Here is a 20397-nt window from a genome sequence, read left to right on the forward strand (position 1 = left end):
TCCGCCGAACGAAGAGGCCCGCACCTACAGGTGCGGGCCTTCTTTTACGGACGCGGGCCGTCTTTCGCGAGCCCACCCCGGGCGGTCCCGGAAACGCCTCAGGGCCGGAACCATTGGTTCCGGCCCTGAGACCTGAGTAGCGGGGACAGGATTTGAACCTGCGACCTCTGGGTTATGAGCCCAGCGAGCTACCGAGCTGCTCCACCCCGCGCTGTTGAAAACAACCTTACGGGACGGCTCCCACCAGCGCAAATCCGGTCCCGCGCCCGGCAGTGCGGCTTCCGGTCCGGGGCCGTGGCGCTCAGGCCGACAGCTCCTGGCGCAGCGCGTCGCGCAGCCGCCCCGCCCGCTCGGCCACCTCGGCCGGGCCGTGCTCGACCGCCCGGCCGGCCCACTTCTGGCCCTCGACCAGATCGCCGCGGCGCGCGCAGAGCAGCGCGAGCCGCAGCGCCGCCCGGCCGTGCCCGGCGTCGGCGGCCCGGGTCCACCACAGGGCCGCCTCCGGCTCACTGCCCTCGCGGGCGAGCAGCAGCCCGAGGTTGAACGCGCCGTTGCGCGAACCGGCCTCGGCGGCCTTGCGGTACCACCGGGCCGCCTCGACCACGTCGCCGCGGACGGCGGCGAGCATGCCGACGCGCACCTGCGCGCGCCGATGCCCGTGCTCGGCGGCCCGCTCGTACCACTCCTCGCACTCGCTCTTCGCGGTGACGGGCTCGCCCAGCTCGTGCCGGACCGGGGGCGGGCGGCGCACGTCGAGCAGCGAGGCCAGCCGGTACGCGGCCTCGGGGCTGCCCCCGCCCGCCGCGCACCGCAGGTGCCGCTCGGCGCTCGGCTCGTCGCCCTCGCGCAGGCGCGCGATCCCGGCCTGGAGCGCGGCTTCCGTGTGCCCTCCGGCGGCGGCCCGCTCGTACCAGCGCAGCGCCTGCTGGCGGGCCTCCTCGTCGTCCCGGCCCGCGTAGAGGATGCCGAGGTTGAAGGCGGCGTCGACGCTGCCCGCCTCCGCCGCCTTGGAGAACCAGGGCTCGGCGCCGACCGCGTCGCCGTTCTGCAGGAGCAGCACGGCGAGCGCGTTGGCCGCCTCGCGGTGGCCCGCGTAGGCGGCACGGCGGTACCAGCTCTCGGCCTGCGCGGTGCGCTTCTGCTCGGCGCAGAGCAGCCCCAGGTTGTACGCGCCGTTGTTGTCGCCCGCGTCCATGGCGGCCCGGTACCAGCGCTCGGCGGTCTGGGTCTCGCCGCGCTGGGCGTGCAGGGCGCCCAGCGCGTTCGCCGCGTTGCCGTCGCCGTCCTGCGCGGCACGCAGCCACCACACGGCGGCGCTCTCCTCGTCGCCCGCGTCGCGCAGCAGGAAGGCGAGGGCGCAGGCGGCGCGCGGCTCGCCGTCCTTGGCGGACGTCAGGTACCAGCGCCCGGCCTCCTTGAGGTCGCCGCGCTTCTCCAGGATCGCGCCGAGGTGGAGCGCGGCACGGCGGTGCCCGCGCGCGGCGGCCTGCCGGTACCACTGCTCGGCCTCCGCGGCCGGCTGCTTCTTCTCGTCCGTGACGAGGACGTCCTCGGGGCCCAGCCGGGCGGCCTGCCGGTCCAGGGCGCGGGCGAGCCGGTACGCGGCCTCGCGGTGCCCGCGCTGGGCGGCGACCCGCATCCACCGCTCGGCGCCGACGTCGCTGCGGTGCTCCAGGAGGTCGGCGAGGGCGTACGCGCCGAGCGTGTGCCCCTGCTCGGCGGACTGGCGCAGCCAGTACTCGGCGGCGGGCTCGTCGCCGCGCTCGCGGAAGTGGCGGCCGAGCGCGTGCGCGGCGGGCGCGGAACCGGCGACGGCGGCGACCCGCCACCAGCCCGCGGCCTCGTCCGCGTAGCCGCGCTGGTGGAGCAGGACGCCCAGGTTGTTCGCGGCGGCCCGGTCGCCCTCGCCGGTGGCGCCCCGCAGCAGGGGTTCGGCTCCGTCGAGATCACCGCGGCGCAGCAGCATGGCGCCGAGGACGCTCATCGCCTCGACGTCGCCGGCCTCCGCGGCCAGCCGCTGGCGTGCTTCTTCTCCTGCCTCGCCGGATTCGTCCCGGTCAGAAGGCTGCACAAACCGCCCTGTCTCCCACAGAGTTGCCTTGTCCCCCATAACGTCCATCGTCGCACCACCCGCAACCCGGGTACACCTGGTATACCGCAGCCATTGAGGTCACTTCAGCGTTTTGTCGACATGCCCACAGGGCGACAAGTGAAACACAAAAACCCGAACTCCCCCCGAGCGGAGCGCCGTTCGTACCGACCTGATACAGACTTCGCACATGCCAGTGGCTCGTGACACTCGGGGCCCCGACGCACCGAAGGCCCGGAAGCTGCTGCTTCCGAGCCTTCGATCATCAGTAGCGGGGACAGGATTTGAACCTGCGACCTCTGGGTTATGAGCCCAGCGAGCTACCGAGCTGCTCCACCCCGCGCCGTTGTGTTCAAACCGTACCACGGCGCGAGGGGAGCTCCCGGATCAGCCGCCGGCCCCGTCCTTGTCGGCGTTCTGGTCGCTGTCCTTGTCGGCGTTCTTGCCGGCGTTCTTGCCGTCGGCCTGGTCAGCGGCCTTGTCGCCGTTCTTGCCGGACCCCTGCCCGGCGTCCTTGTCGGCCTGGGTCTGCGCCTTGTCGGCCCGCTTCAGCGCGTCCTGGAGCTTCTCCTGCGCCTCGCCGTAGGCGGTCCAGTCGCTCTCCTTGAGCGCCTGCTGACCGTCCTCGAAGGCCTTCTCGGCGTCGGCCAGCGCGTCCTTGACGGTGGAGTTCGCCGGAGGCTCCGTCGTGTCCCCACCGGGCTTCTCCGGCTCCGCCGGTTGCGCCCCCTCCACTTCGAAGGCCTGGTTGAGCGCCTCCGACAAGGAGTCGGCGAACCCGGTCCGGTCGCCGTAGGAGACCGCGACCTTGCGCATCAGGGGATACTCCGCGTTGCGCCCCTGGGCGTAGATCGGCTCGACATACAGGAAGCCCTTGTCCAGGGGCACGGTCAGCAGATTGCCGTAGAGGACCGTCGAGTCGGCGCCCTTCATGTCCCGCACCCAGTTCGCCACCGGGTTCGAGGAGTTGAGCTTGTTCTGTACCTGCTCAGGTCCGTAGACCTTGTCCTCGGTGACTCTCAGGAGCCTTATGGTCCCGTAGTCCTTGCTCGTGGCGTCGGCGTCCACGGCCATGAAGGCCCGTAGGTTCGGCCGCCCGGACGGCGTGAACGTCGTCGTCAGGGAGAACTGCTGACTGGTCTGGCCCGGCATCTTCATGGACAGGTAGTACGGCGGGACCGCGCTGTTGTCCTTCTTGGTCGGGTCATTGGGGACCTGCCAGGCGTCGGACGCGTTGTAGAACTGGTCCGAGTTCGTCACGTGGTACAGGCTCAGCAGCTCGCGCTGGACCTTGAACATGTCCTGCGGATAGCGCAGGTGCTCCTTCAGGTCCGCCGGGATGGCGCTCTTCGCCTCCACGGTGCCGGGGAACGCCTTCTTCCAGGTCTTCAGGACCGGGTCGTTCTCGTCCCACGTGTAGAGCTTGACCTCGCCCGTGTACGCGTCGACGGTCGCCTTCACCGAGTTGCGGATGTAGTTGACCTGGTTCTGCTGGGCCACCACCGCGCGCTGGTTGTCCCCCTCGTTCAGGGAGTCGGCCGTGGTGTCACCGAGCGTCGTACGGGACGCGTACGGGTAGCCGTTCGACGTCGTGTACGCGTCGACGACCCACTTGATCTTGCCGCCGACGACCGTCGGGTAGGCGTCGCCGTCGATGGTCAGCCAGGGCGCGACGGCCTCGACGCGCTCCTTGGGCGTGCGGTTGTACAGGATCCGCGACCCGTCGCCGATGGCGCCGGAGTAGAGGATCTGCGGCTCGCTGAAGGCCACCGCGTACGCGGCGCGGTTGATCGGGTTCGAGAGGTTGACCCCGCTCTTGCCCGTGTAGCTCGTGGTCTTCTGCGTGCCGTCGTCCTGCTCGTAGTCCAGCTCCTTCTGCGGCCCGCCGACGATCGAGTACTGCGTCGTCTTCTCGCCGTAGTAGACCCGCTGGTTGTAGTCGCCCAGGTCACCCGTGGTCGGCAGGCCCGACTCGGTGAACTGGGGAGCGCCCTGGGCCGTCGACGTGCCCTTCGCGGTCACCGCGCCATAACCGTGCGTGTACACGAAGTGGTCGTTGATCCAGTTGCGCTTGTCCAGCTTGCCGAGGTTCAGCTCGCGCAGGCCGACGACCGTGTCCACGCCGTTGTAGCGGTCCACGTCCAGGGTCGTCGGGAACTGGTAGTACTTCCGCTGCTGTTCGAGCTGCTGGAAGGTGGGCGAGACGATGTTCGGGTCGTTCAGGCGGTAGCTCGCCGCGGAGTCGGAGTCCGTGCGCTGCTTCTTGGTGTCGTCCGAGCTCTTGCCGCTGTAGTCGACCGGGTTCGCCTTATCGATGCCGTACGCCTTGCGGGTCGCCTCGATGTTCTTCTCGATGTACGGGGCTTCCTTGGACTGCTCGTTCGGCTGCACCTGGAACTTCTGCACGATGGCCGGGTACAGGCCGCCGATCAGGATCGCCGAGAGCACCATCAGGCCGAAGCCGATGACCGGCAGCTGCCAGGTGCGGCGCCACAGCGTGGCGAAGAACAGCACCGCGCAGATGACGGCGATGCAGAACAGGATCGTCTTCGCCGGCAGATACGCGTTCGCGTCGACGTACCGCAGACCTGTCCAGTTGTTCGTCGCCTTGAAGTCGCTCGACTTCACGGTGAGCCCGTACCGGTCGAGCCAGTACGCGACGGCCTTCAGGGCAACGAAGACACCCAGCAGGACGGACAGGTGCCCGGTCGCGGCCGCCGTGGCGCGCGCGCCCGGGCTGGTGACGCGCAGCCCGCCGTACAGGTAGTGCGTCAGCGCGGCGGCGACCAGGCCGATGACGGTGGCCGCGAACCCGAAGCCGAGCAGGAAGCGGTACCAGGGCAGGTCGAACGCGTAGAAGGACACGTCCATGTGGAACTGCGGGTCCTTCTGGTGGAACGGCACGCCGTTCACGAACATCAGCCACGTACGCCACTGGCCGGCGGCCGAGGCACCCGCGATGAGCCCCACCAGGGCCGTGACACCGAGCAGCAGCCACTTCTTGAAGGGCGCGATGCCCATCCGGTAGCGGTCCAGGCTCTGCTGCTCCATCGACATGGCGCTGAGCGGCGGGCGCAGCCGGTGCGCCAGCCAGATGTTCACTCCGACGGCGAGCGCCATGAGCAGACCGAAGACGAAGAAGAGCCCGATCTTCGTCCACAGGGTCGTCGTGAAGACGGATGAGTAGTTGACCGATCGGTACCAGAGCCAGTCCGTCCAGAATCCGGCGAACATGACGAAGGCCATGCCGAGCACGGCCAGGACGCCCAGCGTCAGCAGCAACGTCCGGGCGCGCCGGGACGGGCGGCCCACTCTGATCCGCGGCCCCGTCGGGCCTCCGCCGCGGTCCGGCATCTGGAAAGCCAAGGTGCGCACCTCGAAATTGAGTAATCGGTGGATCGGCCGGGCCCCCGAGATCGCGGACCCATCACCTATGCAACTTACTCACGCTTTACTCAGTTCCCGGTTCGGGGGAGGAACGAGGCAGGATTGTGACCATGTCCAACACTCCCATGGCAGCGAGCCCCCTCACCCGGGCCGTACTCGAGATCGACGAGTACGCCTCCGGCCTCGGCTGGGACCAGCCCGCCCGCCTCTTCGCCCTCGTCGACACCGCCGCGCTGCGCGCCCAGGAACCCGCTCTCGCCTCTCAGCTCGGCCTGGAGGGCGAGCAGGAGAGCGCCGGTCTCACCCCGATCGAGCAGGAGGAGATCCCGGCGGGCAAGGCGCTCGACGAATTCCTCGGCACCATCGCCTGGCCCGACGCCGTCGCGGGCTGCGCCCTGACGGTGGAGCGGCTGATGCTGCCGCCGTCGGCGGAGGCGACCGTCCCCGAGGGGCTCAGCGACAAGAAGCTGGCGGCGTGGGTCGCCCAGCACCCGGACCGCCAGGAGGTCCGGATGACCGTCGCGGTGCTGCGGGACGGCTCGCGCGACTCGGCGCTGCGCCTGCGCGAGAAGGACTCCCCCACCGAGGTCCTCACCGGCTCGCAGCTCGTGCCCGGTCTCGCGGAGGCACTGACGGCGACCTTCGCCGAGTGAGTTCTTCCTCTCTACGTAGTGGGGGGGGGGGGGGGGGGGGGGCGGGGGCCCCGCCCCCCCCCCGCGGGCCCGGGGGGGGGGGGGCGGCGGGGGCCCACCCCCCGCGCGCGTCGGGGGCGGGGGCGGGGGGGTCCGCGGGCCGGCTTGGTTCGGGGTTTTTTTTTTTTTCTCTCCCCGGGGGGGGCCCCCCCCCCCCCCCCCCCCCCCCCCCACTACGTAGAGAGGTCATCGAGGCATGGGCCCGCGGCTCAGCCCTTCGACGTACAGGTGGGCAGGTCCGCGGTCTTGCCGCTGCGGATGTCCTTGAGGGCGTCCATCGCGTCGTCGATGGTGTCCACCTTGACGAGGGTGAGGCCGTCCGGGGTGTCCTTGGCCGCGGTCGCGCAGTTGTCCTTGGGCGTCAGGAAGTACTGGGCGCCCTTCTCGCGGGCGCCGACGGTCTTCATGCCGATGCCGCCGATGGGGCCGACCTTGCCGTCGTCGTCGATGGTGCCGGTGCCGGCCACGAACTTGCCGCCGGTCAGGTCGGTGGGCGTGAGCTTGTCGACGATGCCGAGGGAGAACATCAGGCCCGCGCTGGGGCCGCCCACGTCGGCGAGCTTGATGTCGATCTGGAACGGGAAGGTGTGGTCGGTCCCGGCCTGGATGCCGACGATGGCCCGGTCGTCGTCCGCCTTGTCCGTCGTGATGGTGACCTTCTCCGTCCGGGTCGCCTCCTTGCCCTCCTTCTCGGCGGCGGCGGCTTCCTTGACGGGCACGACCGTGAAGTCGACGTCCTCACCGGGCTTGTGCTCGGTGACGAGCTTGGCGACGTCGGCGGGCTTGGTGACCTCGGTGCCGTCGACGGCCTTGATGACGTCGCCGGCGTGCAGCCTGCCCTCGGCGGGGCTGTCCTTGACGACCGTGGAGACGATCACCCAGGACTTCACGGGGATGTTCAGCTCGTTCAGGGCCGCGACCTTGGCGCTCTCCTGGGACTGGCTGAACTCCTCGGCGTTCTCCTGGGAGGACTGCTCCTCCGTCTGGCCGTCCGGGTAGAGCGTGTCGTGCGGCACCACGATGCTGTCGTGGGCGAGCCACCCGTAGACGGCCGAGACCAGGTTCATGTTGAAGTCGGCGCTGGTGACGCGGACCGTCGTCATATTGAGGTGCCCGCTCGTGTCGTACGTCTTGTGGCCGGGGATCTGGATCACCGGCTCGCCGTCGTGGTCCCCGAGCGTGTTCACCGTCGGACCCGGCGACATCTCCGCGTAGGGCACTTTGATGAGCACCCCAGCGCAGAGCAGCGCGATCAGCATCAAGGTCGAGGCGAGCATCGTCGCGGTGCGGCGTGGCATGGAACGACAGTACGGGACGCGCCTGTCACCGCACCTGCGGGGCCGAACAGGGCGGCCCACAGAGGCTCGGAGGGCCTCCGCGCCCGCCCGGGCGGCCGTCCGTCACACTCCGGAGTTCGACCTCTCCATGACCTCGCGGAAGCGCGCGTAGCCGGTGAGCTCGTTCGCGTCGCCCGCCTTGTGCTGGCGCCGGCCGGCCCACGTGCTCCACAGCGCCGCGCCGATCCCCGCCATCACCGGGATCAGCAGCCACAACAGCGCCGCCATGCCGACCTCCCGCCCCCCTGTGCACTCGCAACTGACTGATCAACAGATTAACCATCCGCACAGTCAACGCTCGCCGCAGGGGTCGGGTTACGCAACCGGAGCCTCAGCAGGCGCCGACCCACTCCTCGGTGCCGTCGGAGAACTTCTGGTGCTTCCAGATGGGCACGTCGTGCTTCAGGTCGTCGATGAGCTTGCGGCACGCCTCGAAGGCCTCGCCGCGGTGCGGGCAGGACACGGCGACCACGACGGCCAGATCGCCCACCGACAGATCACCGATCCGGTGGACCGCCGCGAGAGCCCGCACCGGGTACGCGGCGACGACCTGCTCCGCGACACGCCGCATCTGCGCCTCGGCGGTCGGGTGACAGGAGTAGCCCAGCTGGTCGACGTCGGCCCCGCCGTCGTGATTGCGCACGGTCCCCACGAAGAGGGCCGTGCCGCCCGCGGCGTCGTCCCCGACGGCCCGGAAGACCTCGTCGAGGGAGAGCGGCGTCTCGCGCACGGCGAGCAGCTTGATCGGGTCCTGTGCCGCCTGCTCACCGGGGTGGTCGTACTGCTGGGTGGGTGCCATGGGCTCATCGTGCCGTACGCCGCCGACAACCGTGAATAGCGTTTTCGACCGGCACGCGCGCGTGGCGGCTGGAGCCTCCTACAGGCGTGCGCCCGCCGGTCGCCGGCGGGCAGCGCCCTTCCGGGCGCGTCGTCCCGCTCCACGCGCGCCTCTGTGGTCGTACCGCTCCGCGCGCGCCTCTGTAGTCGTCCCGCTCCGCGCGCCCCTGTAGACGTCAGATGCGCCGTCGCGCCTTGCGCACGCGGCGTACGACCGCCGCGGTGCCCAGGAGCGCCACGGTCGCGCCCGCGGCCCCGGCCGCCGTCGCGTCCTTGCGGCCGAGCCGCCGGCCGGCCACTGTGCGCCGTCCCGCGACCTCTTCGAGCAGTTCGGCGAGGACCTCCTCGTTCGTCCACCGGGGGCGCCAGCCCGCGTCGTGCAGCCGGCTCCCGCTGACGACCCAGGGGTACATCGTGTAGGCGAGGTCCCCGGCCGGGGAGGGCGTCAGGCCGATCCGGTGCAGCCGGGCCGCGGCGCCGAGCGCGACGGCGGAGGGAAGTTCCATGCGCCGGATCCCGCTGAGCTCCTCGACCTCCTCCTGCTCCAGCCAGCCGTCGCAGCCGACCGCGAGCTCCCCGTCGACCTTCTCCAGGACCGCGTACTCCAGCGCACTGCACAGGTCCTCCACGTGGCAGAACTGCCAGGCGGGCCGGGAACCCGCCACCACAAGGAGGCGCGGCGACTCGAAGTACCGGGTCAGAGCGGTGTCCGTGCCGCCCACGAGCACCGCGGGACGCACCACGGTGACGTTGAGGCCGGGGTGGGCGCGCGGGGCGCGGCGCGCGAGCCGCTCGATCTCCAGCAGGTCGCCGACGCCCGTGGCCTCCGCCGTGGCACGCAGTTCCGCGTCCTCGGAGAGCGGCAGCTCGTTGTCGTCGAGCGCTCCGTAGACCATCGCCGAGGTGCAGAGCACGACGCGGTGCACACCGGCGGCGGCCGCGGCGGTCAGCACGGTCTGCGTGCCGCGCACGTTGTAGGCGGTGCGGGCCGCGGCGTCGGACTCCAGATCGAGATCGAGCGCCAGGTGGACGACGACGTCGGCACCGCGCAGCTTCTCGGCGATGGCCGGATCCCGCACGTCCAGGATGTGCCAGACCGCGTCGGCGCACTCGCCCCGCCGCTCGTCGATGGCGAGCACCTGCTTGATCTCCTCCGAGGCGGCGAGCCGCTCGGTGAGCAGGGCTCCGGTGCCGGAGGCTGCACCGGTGACCGCGACGACGGGGCCGCGGCCCGGCGGACGGGCCGAGGGGTTTCGCGCTGCGCGAACCTGCGGATCTGGGGAACTCACCGGGCGTCTCCAGCGGTTGTCTTCAGTACGGGCGCTTATGACGCGTACGTACCAGGAGGCATCCATCCTGCCGCAGGCCATGAGTTGGCGAAGCACCGAGGCCCGATCCCGTCACGGTGTCTACGCTGGGTGTGTGTAGTCGGGCAGTCGCCGCCGGGAGAGAAACCGGTGGCCTTACCAGCCGAGGAATCCCGTGAGTGACACCCCATTTGGTTTCGGCCTTCCCCCGGAGGAGCCGGACGACGGCGACGAGGGCAAGAAGAAGGACCAGCAGGGCGGTGGCGGTCAGGGACCTGCCAACCCCCTCGGATTCGGTTTCCCGGGCCTGCCGGGCGCCGGCGGACCGGGCGGCGCGGGCGGGGACAACCCGTTCGCGGCGATGTTCGGCTCGATGAATCCGAACGATCTGGGGGCGGCGTTCCAGCAGCTCGGCCAGATGCTCTCGTACGAGGGCGGCCCGGTGAACTGGGACATGGCGAAGGACATCGCCCGTCAGACCGTCTCCCAGGGCACGCAGGACGGCGTGAAGGACGCGAGCGTCAGCGCGGCCGACCGCACCGCCGTCCAGGAGGCCGTGCGCCTGGCCGACCTGTGGCTGGACGACGCGACGTCGCTGCCTTCGGGTGCCGGTTCCGCGGTGGCGTGGAGCCGCGCCGAGTGGGTCGAGGCGACCCTCCCGGTCTGGAAGGAGCTCGTCGACCCGGTCGCCGAGCGCGTCGGCCTGGCCATGGGCGATGTGCTGCCCGAGGAGATGCAGGCCATGGCGGGCCCGCTCATCGGCATGATGCGCTCCATGGGTGGCGCCATGTTCGGGTCGCAGATCGGGCAGGCCCTCGGCGTGCTCGCGGGCGAGGTCGTCGGCTCCACGGACATCGGCCTGCCGCTGGCCCCGGCCGGCAAGGCGGCGCTGCTGCCGCTGAACATCGAGGCCTTCGGCAAGGACCTCGGCATCCCCGAGGACGAGGTCCGCCTCTACCTGGCGCTGCGCGAGGCCGCCCACCAGCGGCTCTTCTCGCACGTGCCGTGGCTGCGCTCGCACCTGTTCGGCGCGGTCGACGGGTACGCGCGCGGGATCAAGGTCGACACCTCGAAGCTGGAGGACGTGGTCGGCCAGTTCGACCCGCAGAACCCGGAGCAGCTCCAGGAGGCGCTCCAGCAGGGCATGTTCCAGCCGGAGGACACGCCCGAGCAGAAGGCCGCCCTGGCGCGCCTGGAGACGGCTCTCGCGCTCGTCGAGGGCTGGGTCGACGCGGTGGTCCACGCCGCCGCGAAGCCGCGGCTGTCGTCCGCCGACGCGCTGCGCGAGACGCTGCGCCGCCGCCGGGCCTCCGGCGGCCCCGCGGAGCAGACGTTCGCGACGCTGATCGGCCTGGAGCTGCGTCCGCGCCGGCTGCGGGACGCCTCGCGCCTGTGGGCCTCGCTCACGGACGCGCGCGGGGTGGACGGCCGGGACGGTCTGTGGGAGCACCCGGACATGCTGCCGACCGCCTCCGACCTGGACGACCCGGACGGCTTCGTCCACCGGGAGCACCTGGACTTCTCGGAGCTGGACGCGATGCTCGGCGAGGCGGCCGGCGGCAAGCCGTCCCTGTCCAAGAAGGACACGGACGGCGGCCCGGACACGGACGGCGCCGGCCGTTCGGGCGACACCGGCGCGCCCGGCGGCACGAGCGACTCGGCCGGCCCGGCCGACGGGACCGACACGCCCGGCAAGAGCGACGAGGGCGATGGGGGCGTCGGCGACAAGTGACTCTGTACGACGACGCGGTCCTCGTGCTCAAGAGCTACGAGGACCAGCCGGAGCTGCGCCAGGGCTACCTGGACCACCTCGCGGCCCACGGTGACGCCGCCCTGTGGAAGCCCTGCACCGCGGGTCACCTGACGGCGAGCGCCCTGGTGATCGACCCGGAGCGCGGGCGCGTCCTGCTCACACTCCACAAGAAGCTGCGGATGTGGCTCCAGATGGGCGGTCACTGCGAGCCGGGCGACCCGACCCTGGCCGCCGCCGCGCTGCGGGAGGCGACCGAGGAGTCCGGCATCTCCGGGCTCACGCTCCTGGGCGGCGGCCCGGTCCGGCTCGACCGGCACGCCATCCCGGGTCCGTGCACGGAGCACCTGGACACCCAGTACGCGGCGCTCGCGCCCGCGGGCGCCACGGAGGCGATCAGCGACGAGTCGCTGGACCTGCGCTGGTTCCGCTACGACGAGGTCGCGGAGGTGGCCGACACGTCGGTGGTGCGGCTGATGGAGGCGGCGCGGAGCCGTCTGTAGGACGTCTTGGGGCTGAGGACGTCTTTGAGGCTGTAGGGCGTCGACCGTGGGTGGTCGGCGGACGAGTGAGGGGCGGGCACCTGGGTGCCCGCCCCTCACCTTCGTCCACGTGAGCGTCAGCTCCAGGCGTTGCCCTGGTTCTGACCGTGTGCCCCCTGCTGGCCCATTCCGTACTGGGCCGCGATCCCCTGCCCCACCACCGCGTTCTGCGGCGGCAGTAGCTCGCTGGGCTGGACGAGCGCGTAGCCGTGCCCCATGAAGCTCAGCTCCCAGCCCTCGCCCGTGTTGCCGCGGCGGCGCCAGACGCCCGACGAGTGGGTCTGCGCCTGCATCTGCACCCGCAGCCCGGTCGACCAGGCGACGACGGCGTCCGCGTCGGCGTTGACGTAACGGTCCGGTGTGACCTGGAGCATCAGCGGCTGGCCCGACGTCATCAGCGCGACCTTGCCGCGCCCGGTGATGTTGAGCTGGTACTTGCCGGAGCCGGAGATACCGAACTGGCTGTCCACCGCGATGACCTCGTGGTGCAGTGCCGAGTCCATCGCCAGCACATAGCTGCTGTCGACGGTCAGCCCGTCCTGCTCGACGTCCACGACGTGGATGTACTGGGCGAGGTTGGCGAGGTAGACGGTGCCCTGCCCGTGGCACCGCATCAGGTCGAGGCCCTCGCCGGTGTACGCGCGCGAACGGCGCTGGCCGGCCGTCTGGATCTCGCCGTCGAACTCCATCAGCCCCTGGTAGGCGACCATCGAGCCCTTACGGGCGAGGATGTCGTCGTGGCCTTCCAGGGAGACCCGCAGCATCTGAGGGTTCTGCACCGTGTAGCGCTCCTGGGTCTGCTGCTCGGTGTACGCGAAAAGCGGGCTCTGCATGGTGGTCGCTCCCCCTCAGCCCCGTGCTCGGAGACGGTCGGTGCTGTCTTCACTGGGCTGTACGACGACGATGCCCTCCCCGGAGAAGCCCATCTGGTAGGCCTCGCCGCTGCCGCGCCCGATCAGGGAACCGGCCTTGAAGCTGCGCTTGCCCTTCACCTTCAGGTTCGGTGACCAGGCGATGAGCGCGTCCGGGTCCACGTAGGTCTCGTCCTCGCCCCGGCCGCAGTCGACGACGATGGGGGTGCCGCGCGAGGTGAGGGCGACGTGCCCCTGCCCGCTGACCTTGATGTTCCACAGGCCCTGTCCGGCGAACTTGGCGAGGCCCTTCACCCGCTCGACGCCCCACTGGAGGTGGGCGTCGAAGGCGAGCAGGTTCGTGCCGTTGACGGAGATCGAGTCGCCGCCGAGATTGATGACGACGACGTCGGCACCGTAGTCGGCGAGGTAGAGCAGACCGTCCCCGGAGCACTTCATGAGGGGTGCGCCTTCGCCGGTGATCCAGTCGCGGGCGATCTGGCGTACGGCGGGCGGGTTGGGCTCGTACTGGACGAAGCCTTCGTAGGCGACCATCGAGCCCACGCGCGCGTAGAGGTCGTTGCCGGTCTGCATGGCGACCTTCAGCATGTTGCTGCCGTGGTTCTCCATGCGGGCGGCTACGGGTGTCGGGGCGAAGCCCGCGAGCGGCTGGTTCATGACGGGCTCCCTCAGACCTCGTACGGCTGGACGATGATGAAGTTGCCGGGTGCGCCCCGGAACTGGAGGTTCACGCTCTCCCCGCTGTGTCCGGGGTAGGCGTTGCGCCGCATCCGGACCTGGCTGGAGATGATCGCCTGCGCCGCCGCCGACCAGGCCACGACCGCGTTGCAGTCGGCGAAGGTCGTCGGGGTCACCGGCAGCACGACGGGCGTGCCGTGCGTCTTCACGACGACGGTCCCGGTGCCCTGGAACTGCATGACGAACAGGGCGCCACCGGGGATGCCGTGCCCCTCGATGCGGCGCACCTCGTGCTGGAGGCTCTCGTCGAAGGCGAGGACGTTCTCCGCGGAGACGCAGATCGCGTCTCCCTGGAGCTCGATGGGGTGCAGGTAGGTGGCCTCCTCCGCGAGGAAGACCTGACCGCGGCCCGTGCAGCGCATGAGCTGCATCTCCTGGCCGGTGGCGTTGCCGACGACCCGGCCGGCGAAACCCGCGCCCTTGTAGTTGAACTCGACCTTGCCCTGGTAGAGCACCATGCTGCCCTGTCGCGCGAGCACGGGCTGGTCGCCGCCCGCGCCGAGGTCGACCCGGATCAGCTTCTTGTTCTGCAGCGTCCAGCGCTGGCCGGTGGGGGCCTCGCGGTACTTCTCCAGCGCGGCGGCCACACCCGGCGGCCCGGCCTGCTGCGGGGCGCCCTGCGGCGCGCCGTAGGGGGACGGAGCGGCCGGCGGCTGGGCGTAGCCGGGGGGCGCGGTCGGCGCCGGGGACTGCTGGCCGTAACCGGGCTGCGGGCTGTACCCGGGCGGCAGGCTTCCTGCGCCCTGCGCGGGAACCTGCCCGTACTGGGGCGGCTGCTGCCCGTACGGCGCGGGGGCCGGAGGCGGGGGCACCGAGCCCGGAGGGGGCGACATCGGCGCGACGATGGTCGGCGCCGCGTGGACGGAGGGCGTGGCCGGGGCGGGCGCCGGGGGCGGCGTGGCCGTCTGCGGCTGCGTCGGGGCGGCCGGCGGCGCGAAGTGCTGCGGGGCGGCCGGGGTGGGCGCGGCGGGCGCCGGGGCGGGCGCGGCGGGAGCCGCGAAGGCGGGCGGGGCCGTGGCCTGGGCGGGCGGGGCGAACCCGGGAGCCGCGCCGGACTGCGGCTGCGCGGGCTCCTCTTCCGCGACCTCGCCGCCGAAGTTCTTCAGCAGCGCGTCCAGGCCGCCGTCGAACCCCTGTCCGACGGCCGCGAAGCGCCAGACGTCCTTCAGGTAGAAGTCCCCCAGCATCACCGCACGCTCGGTGGAGAACTCACCGCCGTGGAAGGAGTACCGCGCCACTTCCTCGCCGCCGGCGACGATGCGGATGTACCCGGGTGCCACCTGGGACAGCTGGCCCGGGCCGTCGAGCGTCGCCGTGAACGACAGCTTCTGGATGTGCGCGGGGATCTTCTCGAGCGTGACGCGGAAGGACTCCGCGTCACCGGCCTGGGCGCCGAGCAGCTGGACGGATTCCTCGGGCGTCTTCGGCTGGTTGAAGAAGACGAAGTACCGGTCGTCGGAGAGCCGTTCGTCCGCGTCGAGCCCGAAGCAACTGATGTCGAAGGTCAGTCCGGGGCCGGTGATCTGCACGCCGACGTACAGGTCCGTGCCCGCGGTGAGGTCGCTGATCTTGGCCTTGTGGCCGCGTTGGAATTCCCTGGCCATGCGTAACGACCGTCCCCCATCCGGATGTGATTGCGTCGCGTCAGGCTAACCGCAAACACCGGGGCCGGAAGAAGTCGGTACAGCCCTGGTACAGAACGGGGCCGCTCGGTCCCTCACTCGCCGCGCGCGGGCGGCGAGTGCGGTAGCCGGTCCGCCGCCACCACCCCTTCGAGGTACCCGCGCGCCCGCTCGGTGCGGGGGTAGGCCTCCAGAAGCCGCCAGAAACGCGGGCCGTGGCCCGGGACCAGCAGGTGGGCGAGCTCATGGACGAGCACGTAGTCGACGACGTACTCGGGCATTCCTTGCAGGCGGTGCGACAGCCGGATGCTGCCCTCCGCGGGGGTGCAGGAGCCCCACCGGGTGTTCTGGTTGGTGACCCAGCGCACCGAGTCGGGTCTTGCCTTGCCGTCGAGGTACAGCTCCGACAGCCGCGCGGCCCGCTCGACCAGCTCCGCGTCGCCGAGGACCCGCTTGCTCTCCTGCGCCGCGAGCTTGTCGAGCATGACCGTGACCCAGCGCCGCTCCTCGGCCTCCGACATGCGGGCCGGGATGAGGACCACGGTGCGATCGCCCTCGCGGTACGCGGAGACCGTCCTGCGGCGACGAGCGCTCCTGCGGACCTCGACCGCGCTCACTCCTGGGCCGCCGGAGGGCGGGCTGCTCATGCTGCGCAGCGGTTTCGTGGCACGGTGCGGAGGGTCGGCGGGCACGCCCCGACGTTACCGGTAGAGCAGGGTGGAAGTCCCGCCTCCCGGACGGTTCGGTGTGCTCCCGCGCACCCGACCGTTTGACTTGTACGACTATCACCCCCTGCCTGTGGACAACGCGCGTCACGCAGCCGGCGGACCGGGCAGGCTGGCCATCGATCGACGCGGACAAGCGACAGCGACGACACACATGGCGGCACGGGGGAAGCAATGCATCCGATCCTGAAGCCCGCGCTGCGGCGCGGCTGGCACGACCTGAACACGGTGCAGTTCGGACTGACACCCGCGCACGCCGTGGTGCTCGGCCCGGTCGACACGGCCACCGGCAGTTTCCTGACGCTGCTCGACGGGACTCGCGGGGTGCCACTGCTCCGGGAGGAGGCGCAGCGCATGGGCCTGCGCGACGGGCACGTGGACGCCCTGCTCGAGCGGCTCAGCGGGGCGGGACTGCTCGACGACGCCACCGGCGGCGGCCCGGCCGCGGAAGCCCTGCGTAAACAGACGCAGGTGATGGACCGGCTGCGCCCCGACCACGCCGCGCTGACGGTCACCACGTCCGAACCGGCCGAGGCCGCCCGGAAGCTGGCGGCCCGGCACGACATGCGGGTCCAGGTCAGAGGCGCGGGACGGGTCGGGGCGGTGGTCGCCGCGGTGCTCGCCGCGGCGGGCGTGGGCCATGTCGACGTCCGGGACGGTGGCCGCGTCGAGCCGTGGGACGTCGCCCCGGGCGGCCAGCCGGTGGAGGCGGTGGGCGAGCGCCGCGACGTGTCGGCGCGCCAGGTGGTGCGTGCCGTCGCCCCGGCCCGGGCGCCCCGGCCGGACCGGCGCAGGGCGCCGGCCCGACCGGCCGAACGGGAGGAGGCGGAGGCCGCGCTCACCCTCGTGGTGCTCGCCCCGCGCGACGGGCTCGCGGTCCACGCCCCCGACCCGTCGGCCGCCGAGGACCTGATCGCTGCGGGGATCCCCCACCTGTACGCGGGTGTGACCGAGGCGACCGGCATTGTGGGTCCCCTGGTCCTGCCCGGCGGCACCGGTTGCGCGCACTGCCTGCTCCTCGGACGCACCGACCGCAGTCCGGCGTGGCCGCGGCTGCTGGCGCAGTGGCGCTCGGGCCATGCCGCCCGCCAGGTCCAGGCCTGTGATCTCGGCCTCGCCACCGCCGTGGCGGGCCTGACCGCGGCCCACGCACTGACCTTCCTGGACGGGGAGCTGCCGTCGTCCACCGGGGCCCGGTGGGAGGCGTCGGCACCCGGCCTCGACTGGCACGCCCGGCCGGTGTGGCCGCATCCGGAGTGCCCGTGCGGTGCGGGTGAGGGAGGTAACGGGAAGGAGGCCCCCGTTCAGGGAGGGCCGCACGACACAATGGTGGAGTAAGCAACGGCTAGGGCGTCATGACGCCAGGGCATGCGCGGCACGGCTGTCCGGCACTTGGAGGGGTGTATGTCTGATCTTCCCCGGAAGGCGGTTACCCGTACCGCCAAGCTGGCCGCACTACCGATCGGCTTCGCCGGCCGCGCGACCTGGGGCCTCGGCAAGCGCATCGGCGGTAAGTCCGCGGAGATCGTCGGGCGCGAACTGCAGCAGCGCACGGCCGATCAGCTGTTCAAGGTCCTCGGCGAGCTGAAGGGCGGGGCGATGAAGTTCGGACAGGCCATGTCCGTCTTCGAGTCCGCGCTGCCGGAGGAGGTCGCCGGCCCGTACCGGGCGGCCCTGACGAAGCTCCAGGAAGCCGCGCCACCGATGCCCACCCGCACCGTGCACGCGGTGCTGGAGGAGCGGCTCGGGGCGGGGTGGCAGGAGCTGTTCCTGGAGTTCGAGGACAAGCCGTCGGCCGCCGCGTCGATAGGCCAGGTGCACCACGCCGTGTGGCACGACGGGCGCGAGGTCGCGGTGAAGGTGCAGTACCCGGGCGCGGGCGAGGCCCTGCTCTCGGACCTCGGCCAGCTCAGCCGCTTCGCCCGCCTGCTGGGTCCGCTGGTCCCCGGCATGGACATCAAGCCGCTGATCACCGAGATGCGGGACCGGGTGACCGAGGAGCTGGACTACGGCCTGGAGGCGGCGGCTCAGCGCGCGCACGCCGAGGAGTTCCGCGACGACCCCGACGTCGTCGTCCCCGACGTGGTGCACCAGTGCGACCAGGTCCTGGTGACCGAGTGGATCGAGGGGACGCCCCTCTCCGAGATCATCAGCGACGGGAGCCAGGAACAGCGGGACCGCGCCGGGCAGTTGCTGGCCCGCTTCCTGTTCTCGGGCCCGGCGCGCACCGGTCTGCTCCACGCGGACCCGCACCCGGGCAACTTCCGGCTGCTGCCGGACGGTGCGGCCGGATGGCGCCTCGGCGTCCTGGACTTCGGCACCGTGGACCGGCTTCCCGGCGGCCTCCCCGCGCCGATCGGCACGTCGCTGCGGATGACCCTCGACGGCGACGCGTCCGGTGTCTACGAGCTGCTGCGCGCAGAAGGCTTCGTCAAGGAGTCGATCGCACTCGAACCGGACGACGTGCTCGACTATCTGCTCCCCATCATCGAGCCGGCCCGGGTCGACGCGTTCACGTTCACCCGGTCCTGGATGCGCGGTCAGGCGGCGCGCATCGCCGACATCCGCTCCCCTGCCCACCAGTTGGGCAAGCAACTGAACCTGCCGCCCGCGTACTTGCTGATCCACCGGGTGACGCTCAGCACGATCGGGGTGCTGTGCCAGCTCGGCGCGACGGTGCGGTTGCGGGACGAACTGGAGGCGTGGATGCCCGGGTTCACGGTCGAGCCGGACGCGACCGGCCAGGAGACGAGCGCCGAGGCGTGAGCGCCGCCGGCCGAGGCGCCGGTCCGGTCGCGGTGCGGCTCACCACCACTCGGAGTCGAGCCGGCCTTCGATCGCCCTGATGTGCTCCCGGGCGCACGCCGCACAGAAGTACCGCCGCACACCGGCTTCGACCGAGCAGGTCCAGGTCAGGGGCGGTCCCTGGGCAGTCGTGCCGCACCGGGCGCACACGACGTCCGCGGGATCGGGCTGCTGCGCGGAGTCCCCGCAAGGAACAGACGTCACGTCGCGACGATAACCCCATGGGCCGATGATCGTCCGGCTCAACGCACCGCGGGGGCCGACCCCTTCCGGGCCGGCCCCCGCGGGACCACCGCGCTGCATGGCGGTGCGGATCGGTTGTGACCGATCACTCGTTACTGCATGACGGCCATGGCCAGGGCGCGCCGGGCGCGCAGCGACGCGCGCTCGGCACGACGCTGCATCCGGCGGGCGACCACCAGGCGCAGCGCCTGGCGTTCGGCGTGGGCGTCCCGCAGCTGTTCGTGCATATGCGCACGAGCCAGGGCTTCTGGGATGAGTTGCATCTGACGGGTCCTGTTCTGACGCGAGTCGTGTGCGTCGGACGGGGGGAAGTCTGGGATCGCCGAGCCGGCGGGCTCGCTCGTGGACGGCTTCATCGGGGCCTGCTTCTTGGGGTCGTGCGTCAGGGGGCGGTCGATCGTTCCTCGGGTGTTCATGCGGCGACCGGGTTCTTGCGCGGGCGGCCACGCGGCCGCTTCCGGGCGACCACGACGCCCTGGACGAACAGCTCGCCACCCCAGACGCCCCAGGGCTCACGCCGCTCCTTGGCGCCGGCGAGGCAGGCCTCCATCAGCGGGCAGGTACGGCAGAGGGACTTGGCGTACTCGACGTCCGCCGGCGACTCCGCGAAGAAGACCTCCGGGTCGTAGGCACGGCAGGGGACGGGCACGCCGAGGTTCTCGATGGCGTCGTCGAGCGCGGTGAGCGCAGTCAGCGGGTTCAAGGTGGTGTCCTCCGTGGGCACGGGCGGGGGAAGAGGGTCCGAAGGCGGTACGGACGGAGCGTGCGCTTCGAGTTGCACGGTGTTTTCTTCCTCGTCTTGTCATTCCGGCCGGTGGGCCGAGTGGCGGTGGTGCCGGGTTCTTCAGTTGTCCCGAGGCCCCTAGGTTCCGGTTCCTCGGAAGATCGCTGGATCTTCCGGGAAAACAGAAGGGCCGCGGATCCCGGGTGGGGTTCCGCGGCCCTGAAGGCGCCTGTCTGATCGTCGATCAGACTGGATCACTCCAGGGTTCGAGCCCACGGAAGGCCCACATCGTGTGGTGCTGCGTCGTCTGCTTCCGGAATCCGGCACCGGCCGCGGCTGCGGCATAGGCCTGAGCCTGTGCCGTCGCTACTGCTTCCGGTGCCTTCGTCGGTCGCTCATTGCCCTCGCGAATGGGAAGACCCGCGAGAGACAGACCGGACTCCGGACGCATGGCGCTGACGCCAGACAGACCGGTGCCCACGTTCGAGAAGCCGAGCAGGCAGGAAGCGACGACCGAGAGATCGGTCATTTTCACGGTGCTGATGGAGCTGGTGTTGATGCTGATCACGGGAATCGCCTCCTCTCGGCGTCTTGGGGACCGGCGCGAACCGGTCCAACGGCTTGTCAGTACAGCACGGAACCAGGGCCTTCGAGAAGGCCGCTGCTTTCGTGCTTAAGAACCTATGGGGATTGCTGGGGCATGCGCAAACTATTTTTTCGACGAGTT

Annotated in this window: 18 protein-coding genes, 2 tRNA genes and 1 pseudogene; 5 read left to right on the top strand and 16 right to left on the bottom strand. The window is 71.3% G+C overall.

The annotated features are described in order from the left end of the window. Positions 1 to 137: 137 nt before the first annotated feature. The 4 genes from ACIBW6_RS10900 to ACIBW6_RS10915 form a co-directional block, all read right to left on the bottom strand. Positions 138 to 211, bottom strand: a tRNA-Met gene (locus ACIBW6_RS10900). Between the two features lie 90 nt (positions 212 to 301). Beyond that, positions 302 to 2119: a tetratricopeptide repeat protein gene (locus ACIBW6_RS10905; RefSeq protein WP_399058926.1), complete on the bottom strand. Its 1818-nt coding sequence runs from the start codon at positions 2117 to 2119 to the stop codon at positions 302 to 304. A 239-nt stretch (positions 2120 to 2358) separates the two neighbouring features. Then, positions 2359 to 2432 (bottom strand) — tRNA-Met (locus ACIBW6_RS10910). A gap of 44 nt (positions 2433 to 2476) precedes the next feature. Further along, complete coding sequence (locus ACIBW6_RS10915) at positions 2477 to 5443, bottom strand: UPF0182 family protein (RefSeq protein ID WP_399059278.1); 2967 nt, start codon at positions 5441 to 5443, stop codon at positions 2477 to 2479. Between the two features lie 143 nt (positions 5444 to 5586). On the opposite strand from ACIBW6_RS10915, the gene ACIBW6_RS10920 reads away from it, so the two are divergent. Then, the gene (locus ACIBW6_RS10920; RefSeq protein ID WP_399058927.1) at positions 5587 to 6129 is read left to right on the top strand and encodes a PPA1309 family protein; all 543 of its coding nucleotides are present in this window, start codon (positions 5587 to 5589) and stop codon (positions 6127 to 6129) included. A gap of 248 nt (positions 6130 to 6377) precedes the next feature. Here ACIBW6_RS10920 and ACIBW6_RS10925 read toward each other — a convergent pair whose 3' ends face one another. The 4 genes from ACIBW6_RS10925 to ACIBW6_RS10940 form a co-directional block, all read right to left on the bottom strand. Continuing rightward, positions 6378 to 7466 (bottom strand): PDZ domain-containing protein, encoded by a 1089-nt coding sequence (locus ACIBW6_RS10925; RefSeq protein ID WP_399058928.1) that lies wholly within the window; start codon positions 7464 to 7466, stop codon positions 6378 to 6380. Between the two features lie 102 nt (positions 7467 to 7568). Continuing rightward, complete coding sequence (locus ACIBW6_RS10930; RefSeq protein ID WP_399058929.1) at positions 7569 to 7733, bottom strand: hypothetical protein; 165 nt, start codon at positions 7731 to 7733, stop codon at positions 7569 to 7571. 103 nt (positions 7734 to 7836) lie between these two features. After that, positions 7837 to 8304 (bottom strand): molybdenum cofactor biosynthesis protein MoaE, encoded by a 468-nt coding sequence (locus ACIBW6_RS10935; RefSeq protein WP_399058930.1) that lies wholly within the window; start codon positions 8302 to 8304, stop codon positions 7837 to 7839. Positions 8305 to 8518: 214 nt separating this feature from the next. Continuing rightward, positions 8519 to 9631: an SDR family oxidoreductase gene (locus ACIBW6_RS10940; RefSeq protein WP_399058931.1), complete on the bottom strand. Its 1113-nt coding sequence runs from the start codon at positions 9629 to 9631 to the stop codon at positions 8519 to 8521. A 193-nt stretch (positions 9632 to 9824) separates the two neighbouring features. On the opposite strand from ACIBW6_RS10940, the gene ACIBW6_RS10945 reads away from it, so the two are divergent. Beyond that, a complete protein-coding gene (locus tag ACIBW6_RS10945; protein ID WP_399058932.1) occupies positions 9825 to 11381 on the top strand; it encodes a zinc-dependent metalloprotease in 1557 nt (518 codons plus the stop codon). After that, the gene (locus tag ACIBW6_RS10950; protein ID WP_399058933.1) at positions 11378 to 11902 is read left to right on the top strand and encodes an NUDIX hydrolase; all 525 of its coding nucleotides are present in this window, start codon (positions 11378 to 11380) and stop codon (positions 11900 to 11902) included. Before ACIBW6_RS10945 ends, ACIBW6_RS10950 begins: the two co-directional genes overlap by 4 nt. Before the next feature lie 116 nt (positions 11903 to 12018). Here the strand turns inward: ACIBW6_RS10950 and ACIBW6_RS10955 are convergent, their stop codons facing one another. The 4 genes from ACIBW6_RS10955 to ACIBW6_RS10970 all read right to left on the bottom strand — a co-directional run bounded on the left by ACIBW6_RS10955 (position 12019) and on the right by ACIBW6_RS10970 (position 15865). Then, on the bottom strand, positions 12019 to 12774 hold the full coding sequence (locus ACIBW6_RS10955) for an AIM24 family protein (RefSeq protein ID WP_399058934.1): 756 nt from the start codon (positions 12772 to 12774) through the stop codon (positions 12019 to 12021). 15 nt (positions 12775 to 12789) lie between these two features. Further along, positions 12790 to 13470 (bottom strand): AIM24 family protein, encoded by a 681-nt coding sequence (locus tag ACIBW6_RS10960; RefSeq protein WP_399058935.1) that lies wholly within the window; start codon positions 13468 to 13470, stop codon positions 12790 to 12792. A gap of 11 nt (positions 13471 to 13481) precedes the next feature. Beyond that, positions 13482 to 15155, bottom strand: coding sequence for a TerD family protein (locus ACIBW6_RS10965; RefSeq protein WP_399058936.1), 1674 nt, complete (start codon positions 15153 to 15155; stop codon positions 13482 to 13484). Positions 15156 to 15268: 113 nt separating this feature from the next. Beyond that, positions 15269 to 15865, bottom strand: a complete 597-nt coding sequence (locus ACIBW6_RS10970; RefSeq protein WP_399058937.1) for a M48 family metallopeptidase — start codon at positions 15863 to 15865, stop codon at positions 15269 to 15271. A gap of 207 nt (positions 15866 to 16072) precedes the next feature. On the opposite strand from ACIBW6_RS10970, the pseudogene ACIBW6_RS10975 reads away from it, so the two are divergent. Beyond that, positions 16073 to 17297: pseudogene (locus ACIBW6_RS10975) on the top strand (TOMM precursor leader peptide-binding protein); the annotation flags it as partial. Between the two features lie 5 nt (positions 17298 to 17302). Then, a complete protein-coding gene (locus ACIBW6_RS10980; RefSeq protein WP_399058938.1) occupies positions 17303 to 18664 on the top strand; it encodes an ABC1 kinase family protein in 1362 nt (453 codons plus the stop codon). Positions 18665 to 18703: 39 nt separating this feature from the next. Here the strand turns inward: ACIBW6_RS10980 and ACIBW6_RS10985 are convergent, their stop codons facing one another. The 4 genes from ACIBW6_RS10985 to ACIBW6_RS11000 form a co-directional block, all read right to left on the bottom strand. Beyond that, on the bottom strand, positions 18704 to 18907 hold the full coding sequence (locus ACIBW6_RS10985) for a hypothetical protein (protein WP_399058939.1): 204 nt from the start codon (positions 18905 to 18907) through the stop codon (positions 18704 to 18706). A 131-nt stretch (positions 18908 to 19038) separates the two neighbouring features. Further along, entirely contained in the window at positions 19039 to 19362 is a 324-nt protein-coding gene (locus ACIBW6_RS10990; RefSeq protein WP_399058940.1) for a hypothetical protein, read from the bottom strand. Then, the gene (locus tag ACIBW6_RS10995; protein WP_324771169.1) at positions 19359 to 19727 is read right to left on the bottom strand and encodes a WhiB family transcriptional regulator; all 369 of its coding nucleotides are present in this window, start codon (positions 19725 to 19727) and stop codon (positions 19359 to 19361) included. Before ACIBW6_RS10995 ends, ACIBW6_RS10990 begins: the two co-directional genes overlap by 4 nt. A gap of 187 nt (positions 19728 to 19914) precedes the next feature. After that, entirely contained in the window at positions 19915 to 20238 is a 324-nt protein-coding gene (locus tag ACIBW6_RS11000) for a hypothetical protein (protein ID WP_399058941.1), read from the bottom strand. Between the last annotated feature and the right edge of the window lie 159 nt (positions 20239 to 20397).

The organism is Streptomyces sp. NPDC049813 (assembly GCF_044465085.1).
GTDB lineage: Bacteria > Actinomycetota > Actinomycetes > Streptomycetales > Streptomycetaceae > Streptomyces.

Excerpts from the sequence above, each read along its gene's own strand:
- ACIBW6_RS10915 (WP_399059278.1), bottom strand. The coding sequence starts at position 5,443 with ATGCCGGACCGCGGCGGAGGCCCGACGGGGCCGCGGATCAGAGTGGGC.
- ACIBW6_RS10990 (WP_399058940.1), bottom strand. The coding sequence starts at position 19,362 with ATGAACACCCGAGGAACGATCGACCGCCCCCTGACGCACGACCCCAAG.
- ACIBW6_RS10955 (WP_399058934.1), bottom strand. The coding sequence starts at position 12,774 with ATGCAGAGCCCGCTTTTCGCGTACACCGAGCAGCAGACCCAGGAGCGC.
- ACIBW6_RS10980 (WP_399058938.1), top strand. The coding sequence starts at position 17,303 with ATGTCTGATCTTCCCCGGAAGGCGGTTACCCGTACCGCCAAGCTGGCC.
- ACIBW6_RS10930 (WP_399058929.1), bottom strand. The coding sequence starts at position 7,733 with ATGGCGGCGCTGTTGTGGCTGCTGATCCCGGTGATGGCGGGGATCGGC.
- ACIBW6_RS10960 (WP_399058935.1), bottom strand. The coding sequence starts at position 13,470 with ATGAACCAGCCGCTCGCGGGCTTCGCCCCGACACCCGTAGCCGCCCGC.
- ACIBW6_RS10965 (WP_399058936.1), bottom strand. The coding sequence starts at position 15,155 with ATGGCCAGGGAATTCCAACGCGGCCACAAGGCCAAGATCAGCGACCTC.
- ACIBW6_RS10935 (WP_399058930.1), bottom strand. The coding sequence starts at position 8,304 with ATGGCACCCACCCAGCAGTACGACCACCCCGGTGAGCAGGCGGCACAG.
- ACIBW6_RS10920 (WP_399058927.1), top strand. The coding sequence starts at position 5,587 with ATGTCCAACACTCCCATGGCAGCGAGCCCCCTCACCCGGGCCGTACTC.
- ACIBW6_RS10905 (WP_399058926.1), bottom strand. The coding sequence starts at position 2,119 with ATGGACGTTATGGGGGACAAGGCAACTCTGTGGGAGACAGGGCGGTTT.
- ACIBW6_RS10925 (WP_399058928.1), bottom strand. The coding sequence starts at position 7,466 with ATGCCACGCCGCACCGCGACGATGCTCGCCTCGACCTTGATGCTGATC.